We start from the raw sequence: 17,176 nt of genomic DNA on the forward strand, positions 1-17,176 counted from the left end.
ACACCAAGTAAATATATTTAAAAAAGTTGCGTGACCCGTAAATTAGCATATCTTATTGCAACCATTTATTATGTATAAAAATAATAAAGTTACGACCTGAGCTTGATATGTCTGTTTATAAAATACCGCTAAGTAAAAATGTACTTGAAGCCGCTCAGGAGCGCATTACGTGGACGCTGGAAACGCTGCCGCGCATTTGTGTTTCATTATCAGGTGGCAAAGATTCAGGGGTGATGTTGCATCTGACGGCCACACTGGCCCGTCAGATGCATAAAAAAATTCACGTATTATTTATCGACTGGGAGGCCCAGTTTTCCTGCACTATCGACTATGTGCAGGCATTGCGCGAACATTACTCCGACGTTATTGAACGGTTTTATTGGGTCGCCTTGCCGTTAACCACGCAAAATTCACTCTCGCAATTTCAGCCGGAATGGCAGTGCTGGGAGCCGAATACGCAATGGGTTCGCCAACCGCCAGCAGATGCCATTACCGATCCCCAGTTCTTCCATTTCTATCAGACCGGAATGACCTTTGAACAATTCGTTCGCGAGTTCGCTGACTGGTTTTCAGAAAAGCGGCCGGCCGCAATGCTGGTCGGGATCCGTGCCGACGAGTCATATAATCGCTTTGTCGCGATTGCCAATTCACATAAGCAGCGGTTTGCCGATGATAAACCCTGGACCACCGCTGCTCCTGGGGGACATACCTGGTACATTTATCCCATCTATGATTGGAAAACGGCCGATATCTGGACCTGGTTTGCTAAAACAAATATGACATGCAACCCCTTGTATAACCTGATGTACCAGGCCGGTGTCCCGACGCGATACATGCGCATTTGCGAACCCTTTGGCCCGGAACAACGCCAGGGCCTTTGGCTCTATCACGTTATTGAACCGCAGCGATGGGCAGCCATGTGCGCCCGCGTGAGCGGCGTTAAAAGTGGGGGTATTTATGCCGGTCATGACAACCATTTTTACGGACACCGGAAAATATTAAAACCGGATCATTTAAGCTGGCAAGAGTACGCCATGCTGCTACTAAACAGCATGCCAGAACAGACAGCTGAGCACTATCGCAACAAAATCGCCGTCTATATTCAGTGGTATAAGAAAAAAGGTATGACCGATATCCCGCAAAATCAAGACGGTGATATTGGGTCCAAAGATATCCCCTCATGGCGACGGATCTGCAAAGTCCTGCTGAATAATGATTACTGGTGTCGGGCGCTTTCTTTTAGTCCAACAAAGTCAAAAAGCTACCAACGCTATAACGAACGCATGAAAACAAAACGTCAGGAATGGGGGATTTTATGCAACAACGATTAACACAGGAGCTCCTCGGTTTTCTTTCTGAACTCCCCGAAAAAGAGCGAATTGAGGCCATAAATGAATTCAGAATAGCCATCCACAGCGTCAGTCCTTTTCGCGAAGAGCCGGTAGATTGTGTGTTATGGGTCGAAGGAAATCATATTACGCCTAACGACTACAACCCTAATAACGTGGCGCCGCCGGAGAAAAGACTGCTGCTGAAATCCATCGAGGCAGATGGATTTACCCAACCCATCGTTGTGGTTCACTCAACGGAAGAAGAATATGAAATCATTGATGGTTTTCATCGACATGAATTAGGCAAAAGCAAACCCTCGCTGAGATCCCGACTAAAAGGTTATTTACCCATCACTTGCTTGCAGCGTGAACGCCATGAACGCATGGCGGCAACGATTCGTCACAACCGTGCTCGCGGACGGCATCAAATCCACGCCATGTCTGAAATTGTCCGTGAATTATCACTCCTCGGCTGGAGTGAAGAAAAAATCGGTAAAGACCTCGGGATGGACAGTGATGAGGTATTACGTCTCAAGCAAATCAACGGTCTGCAAGAATTGTTCGCCGACCGCCGATTCTCCAAAGCCTGGACGGTGAAGTAACTACAGCGCGGCCAGGCGTTCTGCTGCCGCCAACAGCGTCGATTCCTGCTTGGCAAAACACAGGCGAATCAACTTGTGTGGGAAAGGATCGGCGCAAAAAACTGACAGAGGGATCGCTGCTACCCCCACCTCTTTGGTCAGCCACTGGCAAAACGCCACATCATCGAGATCCGAGACGGCACTGTAATCGATCAGCAAAAAATACGTCCCTTCGCAGGGCAAAATGTCCAAACGACTGTCACGGAGTGCGTTCACCAGCACATCACGTTTTCGCTGATAAAACGCGGGCAGGTCGCGGTAATGCGTTGGGTCGGCCCGCAGCATATCCGCCAGTGCCAACTGCGCTGGCGTATTGACCGAGAAGGTCAAATACTGGTGTACCTTACGTAATTCGACGCTGATGTTTTTTGGCGCCACACAGTACCCAACCTTCCATCCGGTCATATGGTAGGTTTTGCCGAATGATGAGACCGCAACCGCACGCTCGCGCAGCTGCGGATGTGCCAGCACGCTGGCATGCCCTTGCGCGGCAAAGCAGATGTGTTCATAGACTTCATCGCTTACCACAAAAATATCGCGTGCTTTAATGGCCTGCCACAGAGCATCAAAGTCTGCTTTTTGCCAGACGGTGGCAGAGGGGTTATGCGGTGTGTTGAGGATCACCAGTCGGGTCCTGTCGCTCAACAACGCGGTAAATGCCTGCCAGTCCACGCGAAAAGATGGCGGCTGCAGCGCGATACGTTTAACCACGCCACCAGATAGCGCCACCGCGGGCGCATAGCTGTCATAGCTCGGGTCAAAACAAATCACCTCATCGCCGGGTCGCACTAAGGCCGTAATCGCCGAGTACAATGCTTCCATCGCTCCCGCCGTCACCGTAACCTCACTGTCAGCATCCGGTTTATAGCCGTATAACTCGGCGGTTTTGTCGGCGATGGCTTCACGCAGCGACTGCACACCTGTCATGGGGGCATATTGGTTCGCCCCTTGCGCTACATGGTACGCCAGGCGTTCTTGCAGATAGTGCGGACCGTCAAAATCCGGGAATCCCTGCGACAGGTTAATCGCCTGATGTTCCTGTGCCAGGGCGCTCATTTGCGAGAATATGGTAGTGCCTAAATTGGGGAGTTTGCTTTGCACAATCAGCGAGTTATTACTCATTATTGTTATCCTGACGTGTGATGTTGTGGTTGAAGCCACTATAACACGATGTTAGTATTTGGCAATCAAGACGTTTAGACGTCCATATAAAAATAACCTGCGTGGACAGGACAGCCAAAAGGACAACACAACATGAGTCAGAGCGAAATTCGCGTCGTCGTCGGCCCGGCCAATTACTTTTCCCATACCGGCAGCCTGTCCAGACTGCATGATTTCTTCACCGCCGACATACTGTCGCGCGCCGTCTGGGTGTATGGCGAGCGTGCTATCGCCGCTGCCCGTCCCTATCTGCCTGGCGCATTTAATTGTGACGGGGCAAAGCACCTGCTGTTTACCGGTCATTGCAGCGAAACAGACGTTCAGCAACTGGCAGAAGATGCCGGTGATCACCGCAGCGTGGTGATTGGCGTGGGCGGCGGCACATTACTCGACACCGCCAAAGCACTGGCCCGTCGTCTCGGTTTGCCTTTCGTGGCGATCCCAACCATTGCCGCGACCTGCGCGGCCTGGACGCCGCTCTCCGTGTGGTACAACGATGCCGGTCAGGCGCTGCACTTCGACATTTTCGATGACGCCAACTTTCTGGTGCTGGTGGAGCCGCAGATAATCCTCAATGCACCAGAGGAATACTTACTGGCGGGCATCGGCGACACGCTGGCGAAGTGGTACGAAGCAGTCGTGCTGGCACCGCAGCCTGAAACGTTGCCGCTGACCGTGCGTCTGGGGATCAACGGCGCGCTGGCTATTCGCGACGTGCTGCTGGAATACAGCGAACAGGCGCTGGCTGATAAAAAGCAGGGGAAACTGAGTCAGGCGTTTTGCGATGTGGTGGATGCAATCATTGCCGGCGGCGGCATGGTGGGCGGTCTGGGCGAGCGTTACACCCGCGTGGCGGCGGCACATTCGGTGCATAACGGTCTGACGGTGCTCCCGCAGACGGAGGCGTTTTTACACGGTACCAAAGTGGCCTACGGCATCCTGGTACAGAGTGCGCTGCTGGGGCAAGACGATGTACTGGCTCAACTCACTTCAGCCTACCAGCGTTTCAATTTACCCACCCGGTTGGCCCAGTTAGACGTGGATATAAATAACCGTGCTGAGATCGATAAGGTGATTGCGCACACATTGCGCCCGGTGGAATCCATTCACGCACTGCCGGTCACGTTAACACCAGAAACCCTGCGCGCGGCGTTTGAGAAGGTGGAATCGTTTACGGTGTGAGTGCGATGTGGGTTGCCTGATGGCGGCTTCGCCTTATCAGGCCTACGCAATGCGGTGTTGTAGGCCGGATAAGCGTCAGCGCCATCCGGCAAAAAATCAACAGCACTTCGCGCCGCCTTTGCCCCCATAGCGCGCATCCTGACGCTCACGGAAGAATTCTTCGTAGGTCATCGGCGCCTGCTCCGGGTGCGTGACGCGCATATGCTCAACATAGTTGTCATAATCCGGCACGCCAATCATCAGGCGGGCGGTTTGACCTAAATATTTCCCGGCTTTTGCGAGTGTTTCAAACATAGTCATTCCCTGTCATGCAAACGCCCTCCCCGCTGCGGAGAGGGCTTGTGGGTTATGAGAATATTAGTGCGCGCCTTTCGCCTGCGCCACGATCTCTTCGACATTCTCTGGCATCGGTTCGTACGGCGTTTCTTTTGACGTCGGTTTGTCCTCTTTCAGCGCAGCCCTCGCCGTTTTAATGGCGAACAGACCCAGAACCACCACCACCACCATGAAGAAGATGGTCAGTCCAGCATCCAGACGGTTGTTAAACACCAATTGTGAAAGCTGCGACTGGGTGTATTGCGCCGGAATGTTACCGCTGTCGATCATCGCCTGGAACTTGTTGGCGATCGCCAGGAAGCCAATTTTGGTATCCGGGCTAAACGCTTTCTGCCAGCCGGCGGTCAGAGTACAAATCAGCAGCCAGGCGGTTGGCACCAGCGCCACCCATGCGTAGCGCTGACGTTTCATCTTGAACAGTACCACCGCACACAGCATCAGCGCCATGCCAGCCAGCATCTGGTTGGCGATACCAAACAGCGGCCACAGGGTGTTGATACCGCCTAATGGATCCACCACGCCCTGGTGCAGGAAGTAACCCCAGGCCAGCACGCACAGCGCCGTTGCCAACAGGTTCGCAGGCAGTGAATCAGTACGCTTCAGGCCTGGTGACACCACGCCCAACAGGTCCTGCAACATAAAGCGTGCAGCACGCGTACCGGCATCGACCGCGGTCAGAATAAACAGGGCTTCGAACAGAATAGCGAAGTGATACCAGAACGACACATCCATCATGCCACCCAGCGCACCGTGCAGAATGTACGCCATCCCTACCGCCAACGTAGGCGCACCGCCCGCACGAGAAATAATGGATTGCTCGCCCACTTCGTTAGCGATTTGATGCAGGGTATCCGGGGTAATGGCAAAGCCCCAGCTACTGACCACCTGCGCCGCAGAAGCGACCACATCCACCGAGCCTGCAGGTGCCAGCACCGCCATCGGGCTGTTCATCGCAAAGTACACGCCCGGATCGATGATACACGCAGAGACCAGCGCCATGATGGCGACAAAGGACTCCATCAGCATCCCGCCGTAGCCGATAAAACAAGCCTGCCCTTCATTTGCCAGCATCTTCGGCGTGGTGCCGGACGCAATCAGCGCATGGAAGCCAGAAACCGCCCCGCAGGCAATGGTAATAAACAGGAATGGGAACAGGTTGCCCGTCCACACCGGACCGGTACCGTCAACGAATTTGGTCAGCGCAGGCATGGTCAGCGTTGGACGCATGATCAGAATGCCCACCGCCAGACCGACAATAGTACCAATCTTCAGGAAGGTAGACAGGTAGTCACGCGGTGCCAGCAGCAGCCACACCGGCAGTACGGCGGCCACGAAGCCGTAACCCACCAGCATCCAGGTCAGCTGTACACCGGTAAAGTCAAAGTACGGTGCCCAGGTTGGGCTTTCAGCCACCCAGCCGCCGGAAATAATGGCAAACACCAGGAATACCAGGCCGATAATCGACACCTCACCAATGCGACCCGGACGCAGATAGCGCAGGTAAATGCCCATAAAGATCGCCAGCGGGATGGTAAACGCTACGGTGTAGGTTCCCCACGGGCTGTGGGTCAGCGCTTTCACGACGATCATCGCCAACACCGCGAGGATAATCACCATGATCATAAAACAGGCCACCAGCGCAATCACACCCGCCGTTGGGCCCATCTCTTCTTTCACCAGTTCGCCCAGGGAACGGCCATCGCGACGGGTGGAGACAAACAGCACCATAAAGTCCTGCACCGCGCCCGCCAGTACCACCCCGGCCAGTAGCCAGATCATGCCCGGCAGGTAGCCCATTTGCGCTGCCAGCACCGGTCCGACTAACGGACCCGCTCCGGCAATCGCCGCAAAGTGGTGACCAAACAATACTTTTTTATCGGTAGGAACGTAATCCAGACCGTCGTTATGCCGCACGGCTGGCGTCATACGCGTCGGGTCCAGTGCCAGCACATTTTTCGCGATGTACAGGCCATAAAAACGGTAGGCAATAAGATAGACACAGACCGACGCCACCACAATCCACAGCGCGTTGATCTGTTCACCACGGTTTAACGCAATATATCCCAGGGCAAATGCTCCGATAACGGAGAGCAATGTCCAGAGAAGGTATTTCCCTGATTTATTCATGGTTGTTGTCCGTTTGCGTGATCCAGAAAGATGTTACATTTTGTTTCTATAACACCTTTCCTGAATTTAACAACCTGACAACCACATAAACCCGAGACTCCACTGACTATTTACATTGCATTGTTAACTAGATCACTTCATTTACCTGTTAAGCCTGCAATTTCATTTTACGTTGTCGGCAATGTCACCCCATCACCGCCGTGCCTAAGCGACAGGTACAGCAGCGCCGTCCTTGCTCATCAAAAATCACGATCTCCCAGCTTTGGTTCTGCCGCCCGAGATGCAGCGGCTGACAAACGCCGCGCACTTTTCCCTGCGATACCGCACGATGGTGGGTAGCATTGAGTTCCGTACCAACCACGCACTGTCCGTCACGGGTCATCATGTAGCCCGCCATCGATCCCAGCGTTTCCGCCAGTGCCGCCGACGCGCCACCGTGCAGCAGACCAAACGGCTGATGGGTACGATGGTCCACCGGCATTTCAGCTTCCAACACGTCATCGCCCAGCCGGGTATAGACCACGCCTAAATGCGCCACCAACGTGTTCTGGCTGGTGGCATTGAGTTCATCGAGCGTGAGGTGTCGTTTCCAGATCATCATTACGCTCCCAGCGTCGAGCCGCCGTCCACCACGATATCCTGCAAGGTGATATGGCTGGCCAGATCGGAGGCGAGAAATAAGACAGTGTTGGCGATTTCCTGCGGACGAGCAATCTTACCCAACGGAATGCCGAGCTTAAACTGTTCGCCAAATCCGCGAATACGCTGCTGTTCGGCGTCGTCACTGACCCACAGCGTACGTTGCATATCGGTGTCGGTCGACCCCGGCGAAACCACATTACAGCGCACGCCACTCGTAGCCAGTTCCAGACCGACGGTCAATGCCAGGCTTTTCAGCGCGGCTTTTGACGCGCCGTAAGCGCTCATACCGATGCGTGGCGTATGTGCCGCATCCGATGCAACGGTGACTATCGCCCCGCCCTGCTGGCGGCGAAACTGCGCCATGGTGTGCTGAAACAGATTGAACGCGCCGCCCACATTGACAGCGAAGGTCTGCTGCCAGTCCTCAGCGCTCAGCGCGTCGGTTGGCCCCATACGTAAAATCCCGGCGGCGTTGACCAGCACGTCCAGCCGCTCGGTGTTCGCCAGCAAGCGCTCGCACACCTGCGCCACCTGCGGTGCATCCGCCACATTCATTACCTCGGTGGCAAACGGATAAGCTTCACCGTCAAACGCCAGATCGAAGCCAGTCACCCGCGCACCCGCGTCAACAAACGCCAGCGCCGTGGTGTAACCAATGCCTTTTCCTGCGCCGGTAACCCAGACGGTTTTGCCTGTGAAATCAAACCCAACCATTACTTCACCTCGCGGGAAAGCAGTTTCCACCAGGCGTCAATGGTCGGATTTTTCGCCAGCATCACGAAGTCGATATCGCCATGCACTTTACGCCAGCGGGCGGCCAGCGCCATCATCCGTACCGAATCCAGACCGTAGTCGATCAGATTTTCGTCATCCAGCGGCTCATCGGATTCATCCAGCAACGGCAGAATAACGCTGCGTAGCGCCTCTTTGCTGGCAGGCACCGGCGTTGGCAAGAGTTCCTGCGTCATCACCACCCGACCAGAGCGTCCGGCAACATATTTCAGCGACATCAGGTGTTCGTCGCGGCTAAAGTCAGCCAACGCATCGGCCACCATAAACGGCTTAATGTCGCGCATGAACGCGTCGGTTGCGGTGGTCATACAGCCAATATGCGCGTAGACGCCGGTAATAATCAGCTGATTACGCCCAGTTTCTTTCAGCATCTGTTCCAGCGGGGAGCGATGAAACGCGCTGTAGCGCCATTTCACCAGGATTGTATCCGCTTCGTCCGGGGCCAGCGCGTCGACAATCTTCTGCTGTTCCGGCGAGCGCGTCAGCCCCGGTCCCCACATATCGTTCAACAGGGCACGGTCTTCATCGCTTTGATCTTTCGGCTGGGCAGTGTAATAGACCGGAATGTTATGCGCTTTGCAGTACTGGCGCAGCGCGGCGATATTAGCCACTACCTGCTCCATCATCGGGCAGTTATCGCCCCAAAAACCGATAAAATAGTCCTGCATGTCGTGGATCAGCAGCGCAGCACGCTCGGGTTCAAACGCCCAGTCAACTTTATTGGCGGGAACATCAAGCGCGGTGGGCAGCGCATAAGCCTGCAGTTTAGGAATTGCCATCTCTTTTCTCCTTCAGGCCAGTGAACGTGATGCCAGCCACTGACGTAATTGTTTTTTATCCACTTTCCCAACCGGGGTTAGCGGCAGCGACGCCACGCACTCGACGCGGTCCGGTAATTTGAACTCCGCCACGCCCTGCTCACGCAGGAAACGACGCACCTGAACTGCGCGCAGCGGTTCTTTCACCACCAGACAGGCACAGCTTTTCTCGCCCATCAACTCATCGTCCACGCTGACCAGCGCCGCATGAACCACCGCCGGGTGGCGCAGTAACAGGTTTTCTATCTCTTCGGCGGCGATCTTCTCCCCGCCCCGGTTGATCTGATCCTTCTCGCGCCCTTGTACGGTGATGTAACCATCATGATCGATGGCGATCAGGTCGCCTGAGCAGTAGAACCCGTTGGCATCAAAGGCGCTGGCGTTGTGTTCAGGACTGTTGAAATAGCCGCGGAAGGTATACGGCCCGCGCGTCATCAGGCGTCCGGTCTCACCCTGCGGCAAAGGATTACCGTCGGCATCGGCCACCCAGACCTCGTCATCCGGGCACATCGGACGTCCCTGGGTATTGATGATTCGCTCAGGACTGTCGTCCAGACGGGTGTAGTTCACCAGCCCTTCCGCCATGCCGAAGACCTGCTGTAACTGACAGCCGATCTCTGCCGGAATACGGGCGGCAAGCGAAGCAGAAAGCCTCGCCCCACCGACCTGCAACAGTTTCAGCGATGCCAGTTGCGCATGACTGCCCCATTCTGCAATCGCCTGCAGCCACAGGCTTACCGCCGGGGGAACCAGCGCCGTGACGTTAACCTGATGCTTCTCAATCAGCGGGAAGCACAGCGTGGCGCTCGGGTCCGTCGCCAGCACCACGGTTCCACCGGCGAGGAACACGCCCAGCGCGCCCGGTGAGCTCATGGCGTAGTTATGCGCGGCCGGGATCGCACACAGATAGCGCGTTTCTTCGGTAAAATGGCAAATTTCGTTGCTGCGCCGCACACTGTAGTAATAATCGTTATGGGTACGCGGGATCAGCTTCGGCGTCCCGGTGGTGCCACCGGAAAGTTGGAAATACGCCACTTCATCGGCAGGCGATGGCGTGGCGGTAAAATTGTGAGCAGGCTGGCTTATCGCATTTTGCAGGTTGTGTTCACCCTCGTCATTGAGCAGCAGCACCACGCGTAGCGAGCTGTGATCACTCACAAATGCGTTCAGGAAATCATCCGCAGCAAACAGCGCATGTGCGCGGTCAGCAATCAGCAGCACCGGTTTGATTTGCGTCGCGTAGGCGTTGAGCTCAGTGCGTTGATGGCTGTACAACCCAAAAACCGGAGCCACGCCCAGCTTGAGCAGCGCAAAGAAGGTGATATACAGCTCCGCCACATTGCCCAACTGCACCAGCGCGGTTTCACCGGGTTTAATGCCCTGACGACGCAGGCTGCTGGCAAGATTGTCTGCTGCCTGGTTAAGCTGGCGGTAGCTCAGATGCCGCGCTCCATCAATCACCGCCGTATGGTCACTGTCGGCATGACGGGTCAGAATGTCGGTCAGCGGCAGATCCTGCCAGTAGCCTTTTTCACGGTAACGGCGGGCAAATTCTTCCGGCCAACGGGTGAAAGGAATACTCATTATCGCTCCTTAGAGGCCTGGTCAATAAGGCTCTTAATGCAGTCCAAAAACATTCAACATGGTCGAAAGCTTGGCACCCGTTTCACGCCATTCGGCAACCGGGGAAGAGGCAGGCACAATGCCGGCACCGGCGAAGAAACGCACCTGATTACGCAACAGCTTCGCGCAGCGGATCGTCACCACCCACTCGCCATTGCCCTGCGCATCACACCAGCCGACAATGCCGCCAAACAGTTCGCGCTCGAACGGCTCCAGCTCGGCAATCAGTTTCTGCGCAACGTGATGTGGAAAACCGCTCAGCGCTGGCGTCGGATGCAGCAGGCAGGCCAGCGTCAGGGCGTTTTCCTCGGGATTAGCTTGACCCTCAAATGGCGTACCGAGATGCCAGAGCGTGGGTGTGGTGACCAGTTGAGGAGAAGACGGCAGTTGCAATTCACGACTGCGATCGCGCAGTACCGTTTTCATAGCCTGCGTCACGAGATCGTGTTCATGGCGGTCTTTCTCGGAGGCCAGCAGGCGGATCCCGGCTTCTCTGTCCAATACGTCATCCGGCTGACGCCGCGCCGAACCCGCCAGTGGCAATGAACTGAAATGGTCACCGTCTTTACGTAACAGCAACTCCGGACTGGCGCCGATCAATACGCCGCCATCTTCGATCGGCACATGGAAGTTGTAACTTGCCGGATTTTGCGCCACCAGACGCTCCAGCAGCGCACCGCTGTCAATGTTGGCGTCGGCGGTGATATCGATCAGCCGCGACAACACCACTTTGTCCACTTCCGGGGTGGCGGTCCGGGCCGCCGCCTGGGCGACCATGTGTTCAAATACGTCCTGCTCGGGAATCGCTTTACGTTCCACGACGCTCAGTGACTGATGCGCGGTAAAGTAGCGCGACGATTGTTGCTTCGCCGTGCGGGAGAAGCTCTGCCAGGATCGGGGGATAAACAGCGACGATGGCTGGCGGGTATCAAAGGGGATGGCCCCAACCATGATGGGATTAGCGATACCCTGCGATTTGGCATCGGCAAACAGGGCGTGCATTTTTTGCTGGAACGGGCTGTCCGGTGAATCCCCATCAACTGCCGGTTCCGCATAGCGGGCAAAGCATCCTGACGTCGTAAAGCTACGGTACGGCGACATAAAGAAAAAACTGTCGGGAGCAAGTGTTGCCATAGTCTGCGGTATTTCCTCGGCCAGTGACGTATCCATATCATCCTCCAAAAATGATAAAGGTTTTAATAATGATTATCATTTATATTTTCGGTCGCTAACCTAAAAGCAAAGCGCCGGTATGTCAACTCTTGCCGTCACACAATGTGCGACTTAGGCTTGCATCCCTGCCCGCTAACAATGAAAATGAGAAGCATTAACTATATTGATAACAGGAAGCTTATTCGTGCAACTCCCCGCGTTTTACCGAACGGCGCTCTTATTGGTTGGGCTGTCTCTTTCAGGAATTTCTTTAAGCCATGCTGCTGACTGGCCGCGTCAGGTCACCGACAGCCGTGGGACTCATACGCTGGAACAGAAGCCACAGCGCATTGTCTCCACCAGCGTGACGCTGACCGGGTCGCTGCTGGCCATTGATGCGCCGATTATCGCCAGCGGGGCCACCACGCCGAATAACCGCATCGGCGACGCACAGGGTTTTTTACGCCAGTGGAGCGAGGTGGCAAAAGCCCGCAAGCTGAGCCGTCTGTATATTGGCGAACCGAGCGCCGAGGCCGTTGCCGCACAAATGCCGGACCTGATTCTGATCAGCGCCACCGGCGGTGATTCTGCCCTCGCCCTGTACGATCAGCTGTCCACCATTGCCCCCACGCTTATTATTAATTACGACGACAAAAGCTGGCAGTCGCTGCTGACGCAGTTAGGTGAGATCACCGGGCATGAACAACAGGCGGCGGCACGCATTGCCGAGTTTGATAAGCAGTTGCAGGCGGTTAAGCAGCGCATTACCCTGCCGCCACAGCCGGTCAGCGCGCTGGTGTACACCGCCGCCGCGCACAGCGCCAACCTGTGGACGCCAGAGTCTGCGCAGGGCCAACTGATGGAGCAGCTCGGCTTCACGCTGGCACCGCTGCCTGCCGGACTGCATACCAGCCAGAGTCAGGGTAAACGTCACGACATTGTGCAACTTGGCGGTGAAAACCTGGCAACCGGACTGAACGGCGAGGCGCTGTTCCTGTTTGCGGGCGACAGCAAAGATGCCGACGCCATTTACGCGAACCCGCTGTTGGCACACCTGCCAGCCGTGCAGAATAAACGCGTCTACGCACTGGGCACTGAAACCTTCCGTCTGGATTACTACAGCGCCACGCTGCTGCTGCAACGCCTCTCCGCACTGTTTTAATCTTTAGTGCCGGATGAGGTTTACGCCTTATCCGGCATTCACCGGCATCTGCCGAAAACGACGGACCTCACTCAACAGCAACAGCAGCAACAGACCAACGATAGCCAGGCCGAATCCACTGACGCTTGCCGACGCGACCGGCGTCATCATCGCACCCAAACCGCCTAACAGCGCTGCGCCGATGGTATCACCGGTGACGTTCTGTGCGGTCCACAAACCGTTAATACGCCCGAGCATCGCTTCCGGCGTCTGCGTCTGTAACAGGGTGTACTGCAACAGAGAACTCACCGCGCTCAGCCAGCCAAACAGCGCCAGGCAGACCACGCCCAATTGCCAGACCGGCATCAGTCCAAACAGACCAATTGCGAGGAAGGACGCCACGGTCGACGTCAGCATAATCAAACCAGGACGCACGCTGTGCGCCAGCTGCCCACTGGTCAATGCGCCGATGGCGGCACCCAGCGGGATCGCCGCATACAGCAGACCAATCTGGGCGCTCGACATCTGCCAGCTCATCGCCAGCGCCGGGTAAAGTACGCGCACAGCGCTGGCCATGGTCAGCAGGCCGCCCAACAGCGCAATGCCGCCAATCAGCGGACTGGCAAGCAGGAAACGAAATGCTGCCAGCAGGGATTTCAATGGGTGTTCACGTGGCTGGGGCGGCGGCGGTAATGCAGGAAGGCTCAACAACGGCAGTAAGGTAATAAAAGTGCCTGCCGCCGCCAGACCATAGTTCCAGGCCACGCCGCCGGTGGCGAGCAGTACCCCACCTACCATCGGCGATATCACCGATCCCAGGCGCACCGTCAGCATGGTGATGGCCCCCGCCTGCATCAGGTTTTCACGCCCAACCAGCGCCGGCGTTGCCGCCAGCAGCGCCGTAACGCCCAATGAAGCAAAAAAGCCGTCCCATAAACCGAGGATATAAATTGCCAGCAGCGACGGTTCCGGGAGCAGCGCGTTCAGACACAGACCAATAAAACCAATGCCGCAGGTACCACGCGCCAGCAGGATCACTTTTTTACGCTCATAGCGGTCGGCCAGCACGCCGCCGATCATCAGGCCAATAAACATCGCGCTGCCGGTGAGCGTTACCGACAAACCAACCTGCCAGGTCGACTGGGTCATCATCTGGATCTGTACCGGCACCGCCACGCCGAGTAGTCCCAGAGAGACGATGGAAATAAAACGGGCAAGGAAAACGGCGCGAAATGCAGGGTGGGTCTTTAGCAGGCTGAGATTGAGCAGCCAGGATTGTCGATTCATTACAGAGCCTTACCAGGTACTTTTTCAATATCCATTCAATGGCTGCACATGCTAACATACCTAAATAAGATCGATAACGATAATTACTATCATTATCAAGGATAGTTGATATGTCATGCTCTGTTTCCGCGACACGCGCCTTTGCCGTGCCCGGACTGTTGTTATTACTTGTTGTCACCACGGTATTAAGTCTGGTTATTGGCGCCAGGTCGCTCCCTGCCTCCGTGGTGCTGGATGCGCTCACCGGCAGTTGTCATAGCGCTGATTGCACCATTGTGCTGGACGCGCGGCTCCCGCGTACGCTGGCAGGATTGCTCGCAGGCGGCGCGCTGGGACTGGCGGGTGCCTTGATGCAAACGCTGACCCGGAATCCGCTGGCCGACCCCGGTATTCTTGGCGTCAATTCTGGTGCCAGCTTCGCCATTGTGCTGGGGGCCTCGCTGTTCGGTTTCTCCTCCCCGCAAGAGCAACTGCTGATGGCCTTTTCCGGGGCGCTAGCCGCGTCGCTGATTGTCGCCTTTACCGGCAGCCAGGGGGGTGGTCAGCTCAGCCCGGTTCGCCTGACGCTGGCTGGCGTGGCGCTGGGGGCAGTGCTGGAGGGATTATCCAGCGGCATCGCCCTGCTCAACCCTGACGTCTACGATCAACTGCGTTTCTGGCAGGCCGGTTCGCTGGACATTCGCAGTCTGCAAACCCTGAAAGTGGTCCTGATCCCGGTACTGATCGCCGGAGCCGTAGCCCTGTTCCTCAGCCGTGGTCTGAACAGTCTGAGTCTGGGCACAGATACCGCCACTGCGCTGGGCAGTAAAGTCGCCCGTACGCAGTTTATCGGTCTGCTGGTAATCACCGTCCTGTGCGGAAGCGCGACCGCGATTGTCGGCCCTATCGCTTTTATCGGCCTGATGATGCCGCATATGGCGCGCTGGCTGGTGGGAGCCGATCACCGCTGGTCGCTGCCCGTCACCTTACTGGCAACGCCTTCCCTGCTGTTAATTGCCGATATTATCGGTCGCCTGCTTGTGCCCGGTGAGCTGCGCGTATCGGTGGTCAGTGCGTTTATCGGCGCGCCGGTGCTTATTTTTCTGGTACGCCGTAAGCAGCGTGGAGGTGGCGCATGATGCACCTTTCTCGTCGACTGATGATCAGTTGCCTGCTGCTGGTTGTGGGTTGTATCGCCGTCGGATTATGGAGCCTGCGTAGCGGCGTTGTAACGCTGGAAACGCAGCAGATCATTGCCGCCCTGCTGGGCGATGCACCGCGCAACATTACGCTGGTAGTGACGGAATGGCGTTTACCGCGCGTGCTGATGGCACTACTGATTGGCGCGGCGCTGGGTGTCAGTGGCGCAATATTCCAGTCACTGATGCGTAACCCGCTGGGCAGCCCGGACGTGATGGGCTTCAATACCGGCGCCTGGAGCGGCGTGCTGGGGGCGATGGTGCTGTTTGGCCAGCATCTTACCGCCATTGCGCTGGCGGCCATGCTCGGCGGGGTCCTGACCTCGCTGGTCGTCTGGGCGCTGGCCTGGCGCAACGGTATAGAAACGTTCCGCCTGATTATCATCGGCATCGGCATTCGCGCCATGCTGGTGGCGTTTAACACCTGGCTGCTACTGAAAGCCTCCTTAGAAACCGCGCTGACGGCCGGACTGTGGAACGCCGGATCGCTCAATGGTCTGACTTGGGCGAAAACCTGGCCATCCGCGCCGCTGATTATTCTGATGCTGGTGTGCGCCACGCTGCTGGTGCGCCGCCTGCGCTTGCTGGAAATGGGTGATGACAGCGCCTGTGCGCTGGGCGTCAGCGTCGAACGATCGCGTTTAATGATGATGCTGGTGGCGGTAGTACTGACCGCCGCCGCCACTGCGCTGGCGGGGCCTATCTCGTTTATTGCCCTTGTCGCACCGCATATTGCCCGTCGCCTTAGCGGCACTGCTCGCTGGGGATTAACCCAGTCAGCGCTGTGCGGCGCACTGTTACTGCTGACAGCCGATTTATGCGCCCAGCAGCTATTTTTGCCTTATCAGCTTCCGGTCGGCGTTGTCACCGTAAGCCTCGGCGGTATTTATCTTATCGTCTTGTTAATTCAGGAGTCCCGCAAAAAATGACCGAATCAGTAGCCCGTTTGCGTGGCGACCAGTTAACGCTAGGGTATGGCAAGTTTACCGTGGCAGAAAACCTCGACGTATCGATCCCCGATGGCCACTTCACCGCCATTATTGGCCCCAACGGCTGCGGGAAATCAACGCTGCTGCGCACATTGAGCCGTCTGATGACGCCGGCGCACGGCAAGGTGTGGCTGGATGGCGAACATATTCAACATTACGCCAGTAAAGAGGTGGCGCGCCGCATTGGCCTGCTGGCGCAAAACGCCACTACGCCGGGCGATATTACCGTTCAGGAGCTTGTTGCCAGAGGCCGTTATCCGCATCAGCCGCTGTTCACCCGCTGGCGTAAAGAAGATGAAGACGCGGTGATGAACGCCATGAAAGCTACCGGGATCACCCACCTGGCAGCACAAAGCGTAGATACGCTTTCCGGCGGACAGCGCCAGCGAGCGTGGATCGCCATGGTGCTGGCGCAGGAAACGTCAATCATGCTGCTTGACGAGCCGACCACCTGGCTGGATATCAGCCATCAAATAGATCTGCTGGAACTGCTCAGCGAGTTAAACCGCGAGAAGGGCTATACGCTGGCCGCCGTGCTGCACGATCTCAACCAGGCCTGCCGTTATGCCACGCATTTAATCGCGCTTCGTGAAGGGAAGATTATTGCCGAGGGTGCGCCGAAGGAAATTGTTACGCCGCAGCTTATCGAAAAGATCTACGGACTGCGCTGCATGATTATTGACGACCCGGTGGCCGGAACGCCACTGGTGGTGCCTCTCGGGCGTCAGAAATAACGTTATTTATTGTATGGCGACGTGTTCGTCGCCATACAATAA

16 protein-coding genes are annotated in these 17,176 nt (G+C 56.4%); 7 read left to right on the forward strand and 9 right to left on the reverse strand.

The genetic code is table 11. The features are described 5' to 3' along the window. The first annotated feature begins 107 nt into the window (after nucleotides 1-107). Complete coding sequence (locus FDX22_RS10940) at nucleotides 108-1,331, forward strand: phosphoadenosine phosphosulfate reductase (protein ID WP_146717182.1); 1,224 nt, start codon at nucleotides 108-110, stop codon at nucleotides 1,329-1,331. Further along, complete coding sequence (locus FDX22_RS10945) at nucleotides 1,316-1,933, forward strand: ParB/RepB/Spo0J family partition protein (protein WP_096757924.1); 618 nt, start codon at nucleotides 1,316-1,318, stop codon at nucleotides 1,931-1,933. Before FDX22_RS10940 ends, FDX22_RS10945 begins: the two co-directional genes overlap by 16 nt. Here the strand turns inward: FDX22_RS10945 and FDX22_RS10950 are convergent, their stop codons facing one another. Then, complete coding sequence (locus tag FDX22_RS10950) at nucleotides 1,934-3,094, reverse strand: pyridoxal phosphate-dependent aminotransferase (RefSeq protein WP_146717183.1); 1,161 nt, start codon at nucleotides 3,092-3,094, stop codon at nucleotides 1,934-1,936. 132 nt (nucleotides 3,095-3,226) lie between these two features. On the opposite strand from FDX22_RS10950, the gene FDX22_RS10955 reads away from it, so the two are divergent. Then, entirely contained in the window at nucleotides 3,227-4,315 is a 1,089-nt protein-coding gene (locus FDX22_RS10955) for an oxidoreductase (protein WP_146717184.1), read from the forward strand. A 96-nt stretch (nucleotides 4,316-4,411) separates the two neighbouring features. Here FDX22_RS10955 and FDX22_RS10960 read toward each other — a convergent pair whose 3' ends face one another. The 7 genes from FDX22_RS10960 to entC form a co-directional block, all read right to left on the reverse strand. Continuing rightward, entirely contained in the window at nucleotides 4,412-4,609 is a 198-nt protein-coding gene (locus FDX22_RS10960) for a YbdD/YjiX family protein (protein WP_096757928.1), read from the reverse strand. 63 nt (nucleotides 4,610-4,672) lie between these two features. Next, nucleotides 4,673-6,778 carry a pyruvate/proton symporter CstA gene (gene cstA, locus FDX22_RS10965; RefSeq protein WP_146717185.1) on the reverse strand — a complete coding sequence of 702 codons (2,106 nt, stop codon included), beginning with the start codon at nucleotides 6,776-6,778 and terminating at the stop codon, nucleotides 4,673-4,675. A gap of 184 nt (nucleotides 6,779-6,962) precedes the next feature. Next, a complete protein-coding gene (gene entH, locus FDX22_RS10970; RefSeq protein ID WP_115259979.1) occupies nucleotides 6,963-7,376 on the reverse strand; it encodes a proofreading thioesterase EntH in 414 nt (137 codons plus the stop codon). A 2-nt stretch (nucleotides 7,377-7,378) separates the two neighbouring features. Beyond that, complete coding sequence (entA, locus tag FDX22_RS10975) at nucleotides 7,379-8,134, reverse strand: 2,3-dihydro-2,3-dihydroxybenzoate dehydrogenase EntA (protein ID WP_117342203.1); 756 nt, start codon at nucleotides 8,132-8,134, stop codon at nucleotides 7,379-7,381. Next, the gene (locus FDX22_RS10980) at nucleotides 8,134-8,991 is read right to left on the reverse strand and encodes an isochorismatase (protein WP_115259126.1); all 858 of its coding nucleotides are present in this window, start codon (nucleotides 8,989-8,991) and stop codon (nucleotides 8,134-8,136) included. Before FDX22_RS10980 ends, entA begins: the two co-directional genes overlap by 1 nt. Before the next feature lie 12 nt (nucleotides 8,992-9,003). Beyond that, complete coding sequence (gene entE, locus FDX22_RS10985) at nucleotides 9,004-10,614, reverse strand: (2,3-dihydroxybenzoyl)adenylate synthase EntE (RefSeq protein ID WP_146717186.1); 1,611 nt, start codon at nucleotides 10,612-10,614, stop codon at nucleotides 9,004-9,006. 33 nt (nucleotides 10,615-10,647) lie between these two features. Further along, nucleotides 10,648-11,823, reverse strand: coding sequence for an isochorismate synthase EntC (gene entC, locus FDX22_RS10990; RefSeq protein ID WP_117342200.1), 1,176 nt, complete (start codon nucleotides 11,821-11,823; stop codon nucleotides 10,648-10,650). A 187-nt stretch (nucleotides 11,824-12,010) separates the two neighbouring features. On the opposite strand from entC, the gene fepB reads away from it, so the two are divergent. Further along, complete coding sequence (gene fepB / locus FDX22_RS10995) at nucleotides 12,011-12,967, forward strand: Fe2+-enterobactin ABC transporter substrate-binding protein (protein ID WP_117342199.1); 957 nt, start codon at nucleotides 12,011-12,013, stop codon at nucleotides 12,965-12,967. 27 nt (nucleotides 12,968-12,994) lie between these two features. Here the strand turns inward: fepB and entS are convergent, their stop codons facing one another. Next, a complete protein-coding gene (gene entS, locus FDX22_RS11000) occupies nucleotides 12,995-14,233 on the reverse strand; it encodes an enterobactin transporter EntS (RefSeq protein WP_146717187.1) in 1,239 nt (412 codons plus the stop codon). A gap of 110 nt (nucleotides 14,234-14,343) precedes the next feature. Between entS and fepD the strand changes: the two genes are divergently transcribed. Genes fepD through fepC form a run of 3 tightly spaced genes read left to right on the forward strand, consistent with a single transcriptional unit; the run spans nucleotide 14,344 to nucleotide 17,134 of the window. Next, complete coding sequence (fepD, locus tag FDX22_RS11005) at nucleotides 14,344-15,351, forward strand: Fe(3+)-siderophore ABC transporter permease (protein WP_146717188.1); 1,008 nt, start codon at nucleotides 14,344-14,346, stop codon at nucleotides 15,349-15,351. Then, entirely contained in the window at nucleotides 15,348-16,340 is a 993-nt protein-coding gene (fepG, locus tag FDX22_RS11010) for an iron-enterobactin ABC transporter permease (RefSeq protein ID WP_186805291.1), read from the forward strand. The genes fepD and fepG overlap by 4 nt, the downstream gene beginning before the upstream one ends. After that, nucleotides 16,337-17,134 (forward strand): iron-enterobactin ABC transporter ATP-binding protein, encoded by a 798-nt coding sequence (gene fepC / locus FDX22_RS11015; protein WP_115259131.1) that lies wholly within the window; start codon nucleotides 16,337-16,339, stop codon nucleotides 17,132-17,134. The genes fepG and fepC overlap by 4 nt, the downstream gene beginning before the upstream one ends. Nucleotides 17,135-17,176 lie beyond the last annotated feature (42 nt).

It is taken from the genome of Citrobacter sp. TBCS-14, assembly GCF_005280805.1.
GTDB lineage: Bacteria > Pseudomonadota > Gammaproteobacteria > Enterobacterales > Enterobacteriaceae > Citrobacter > Citrobacter gillenii.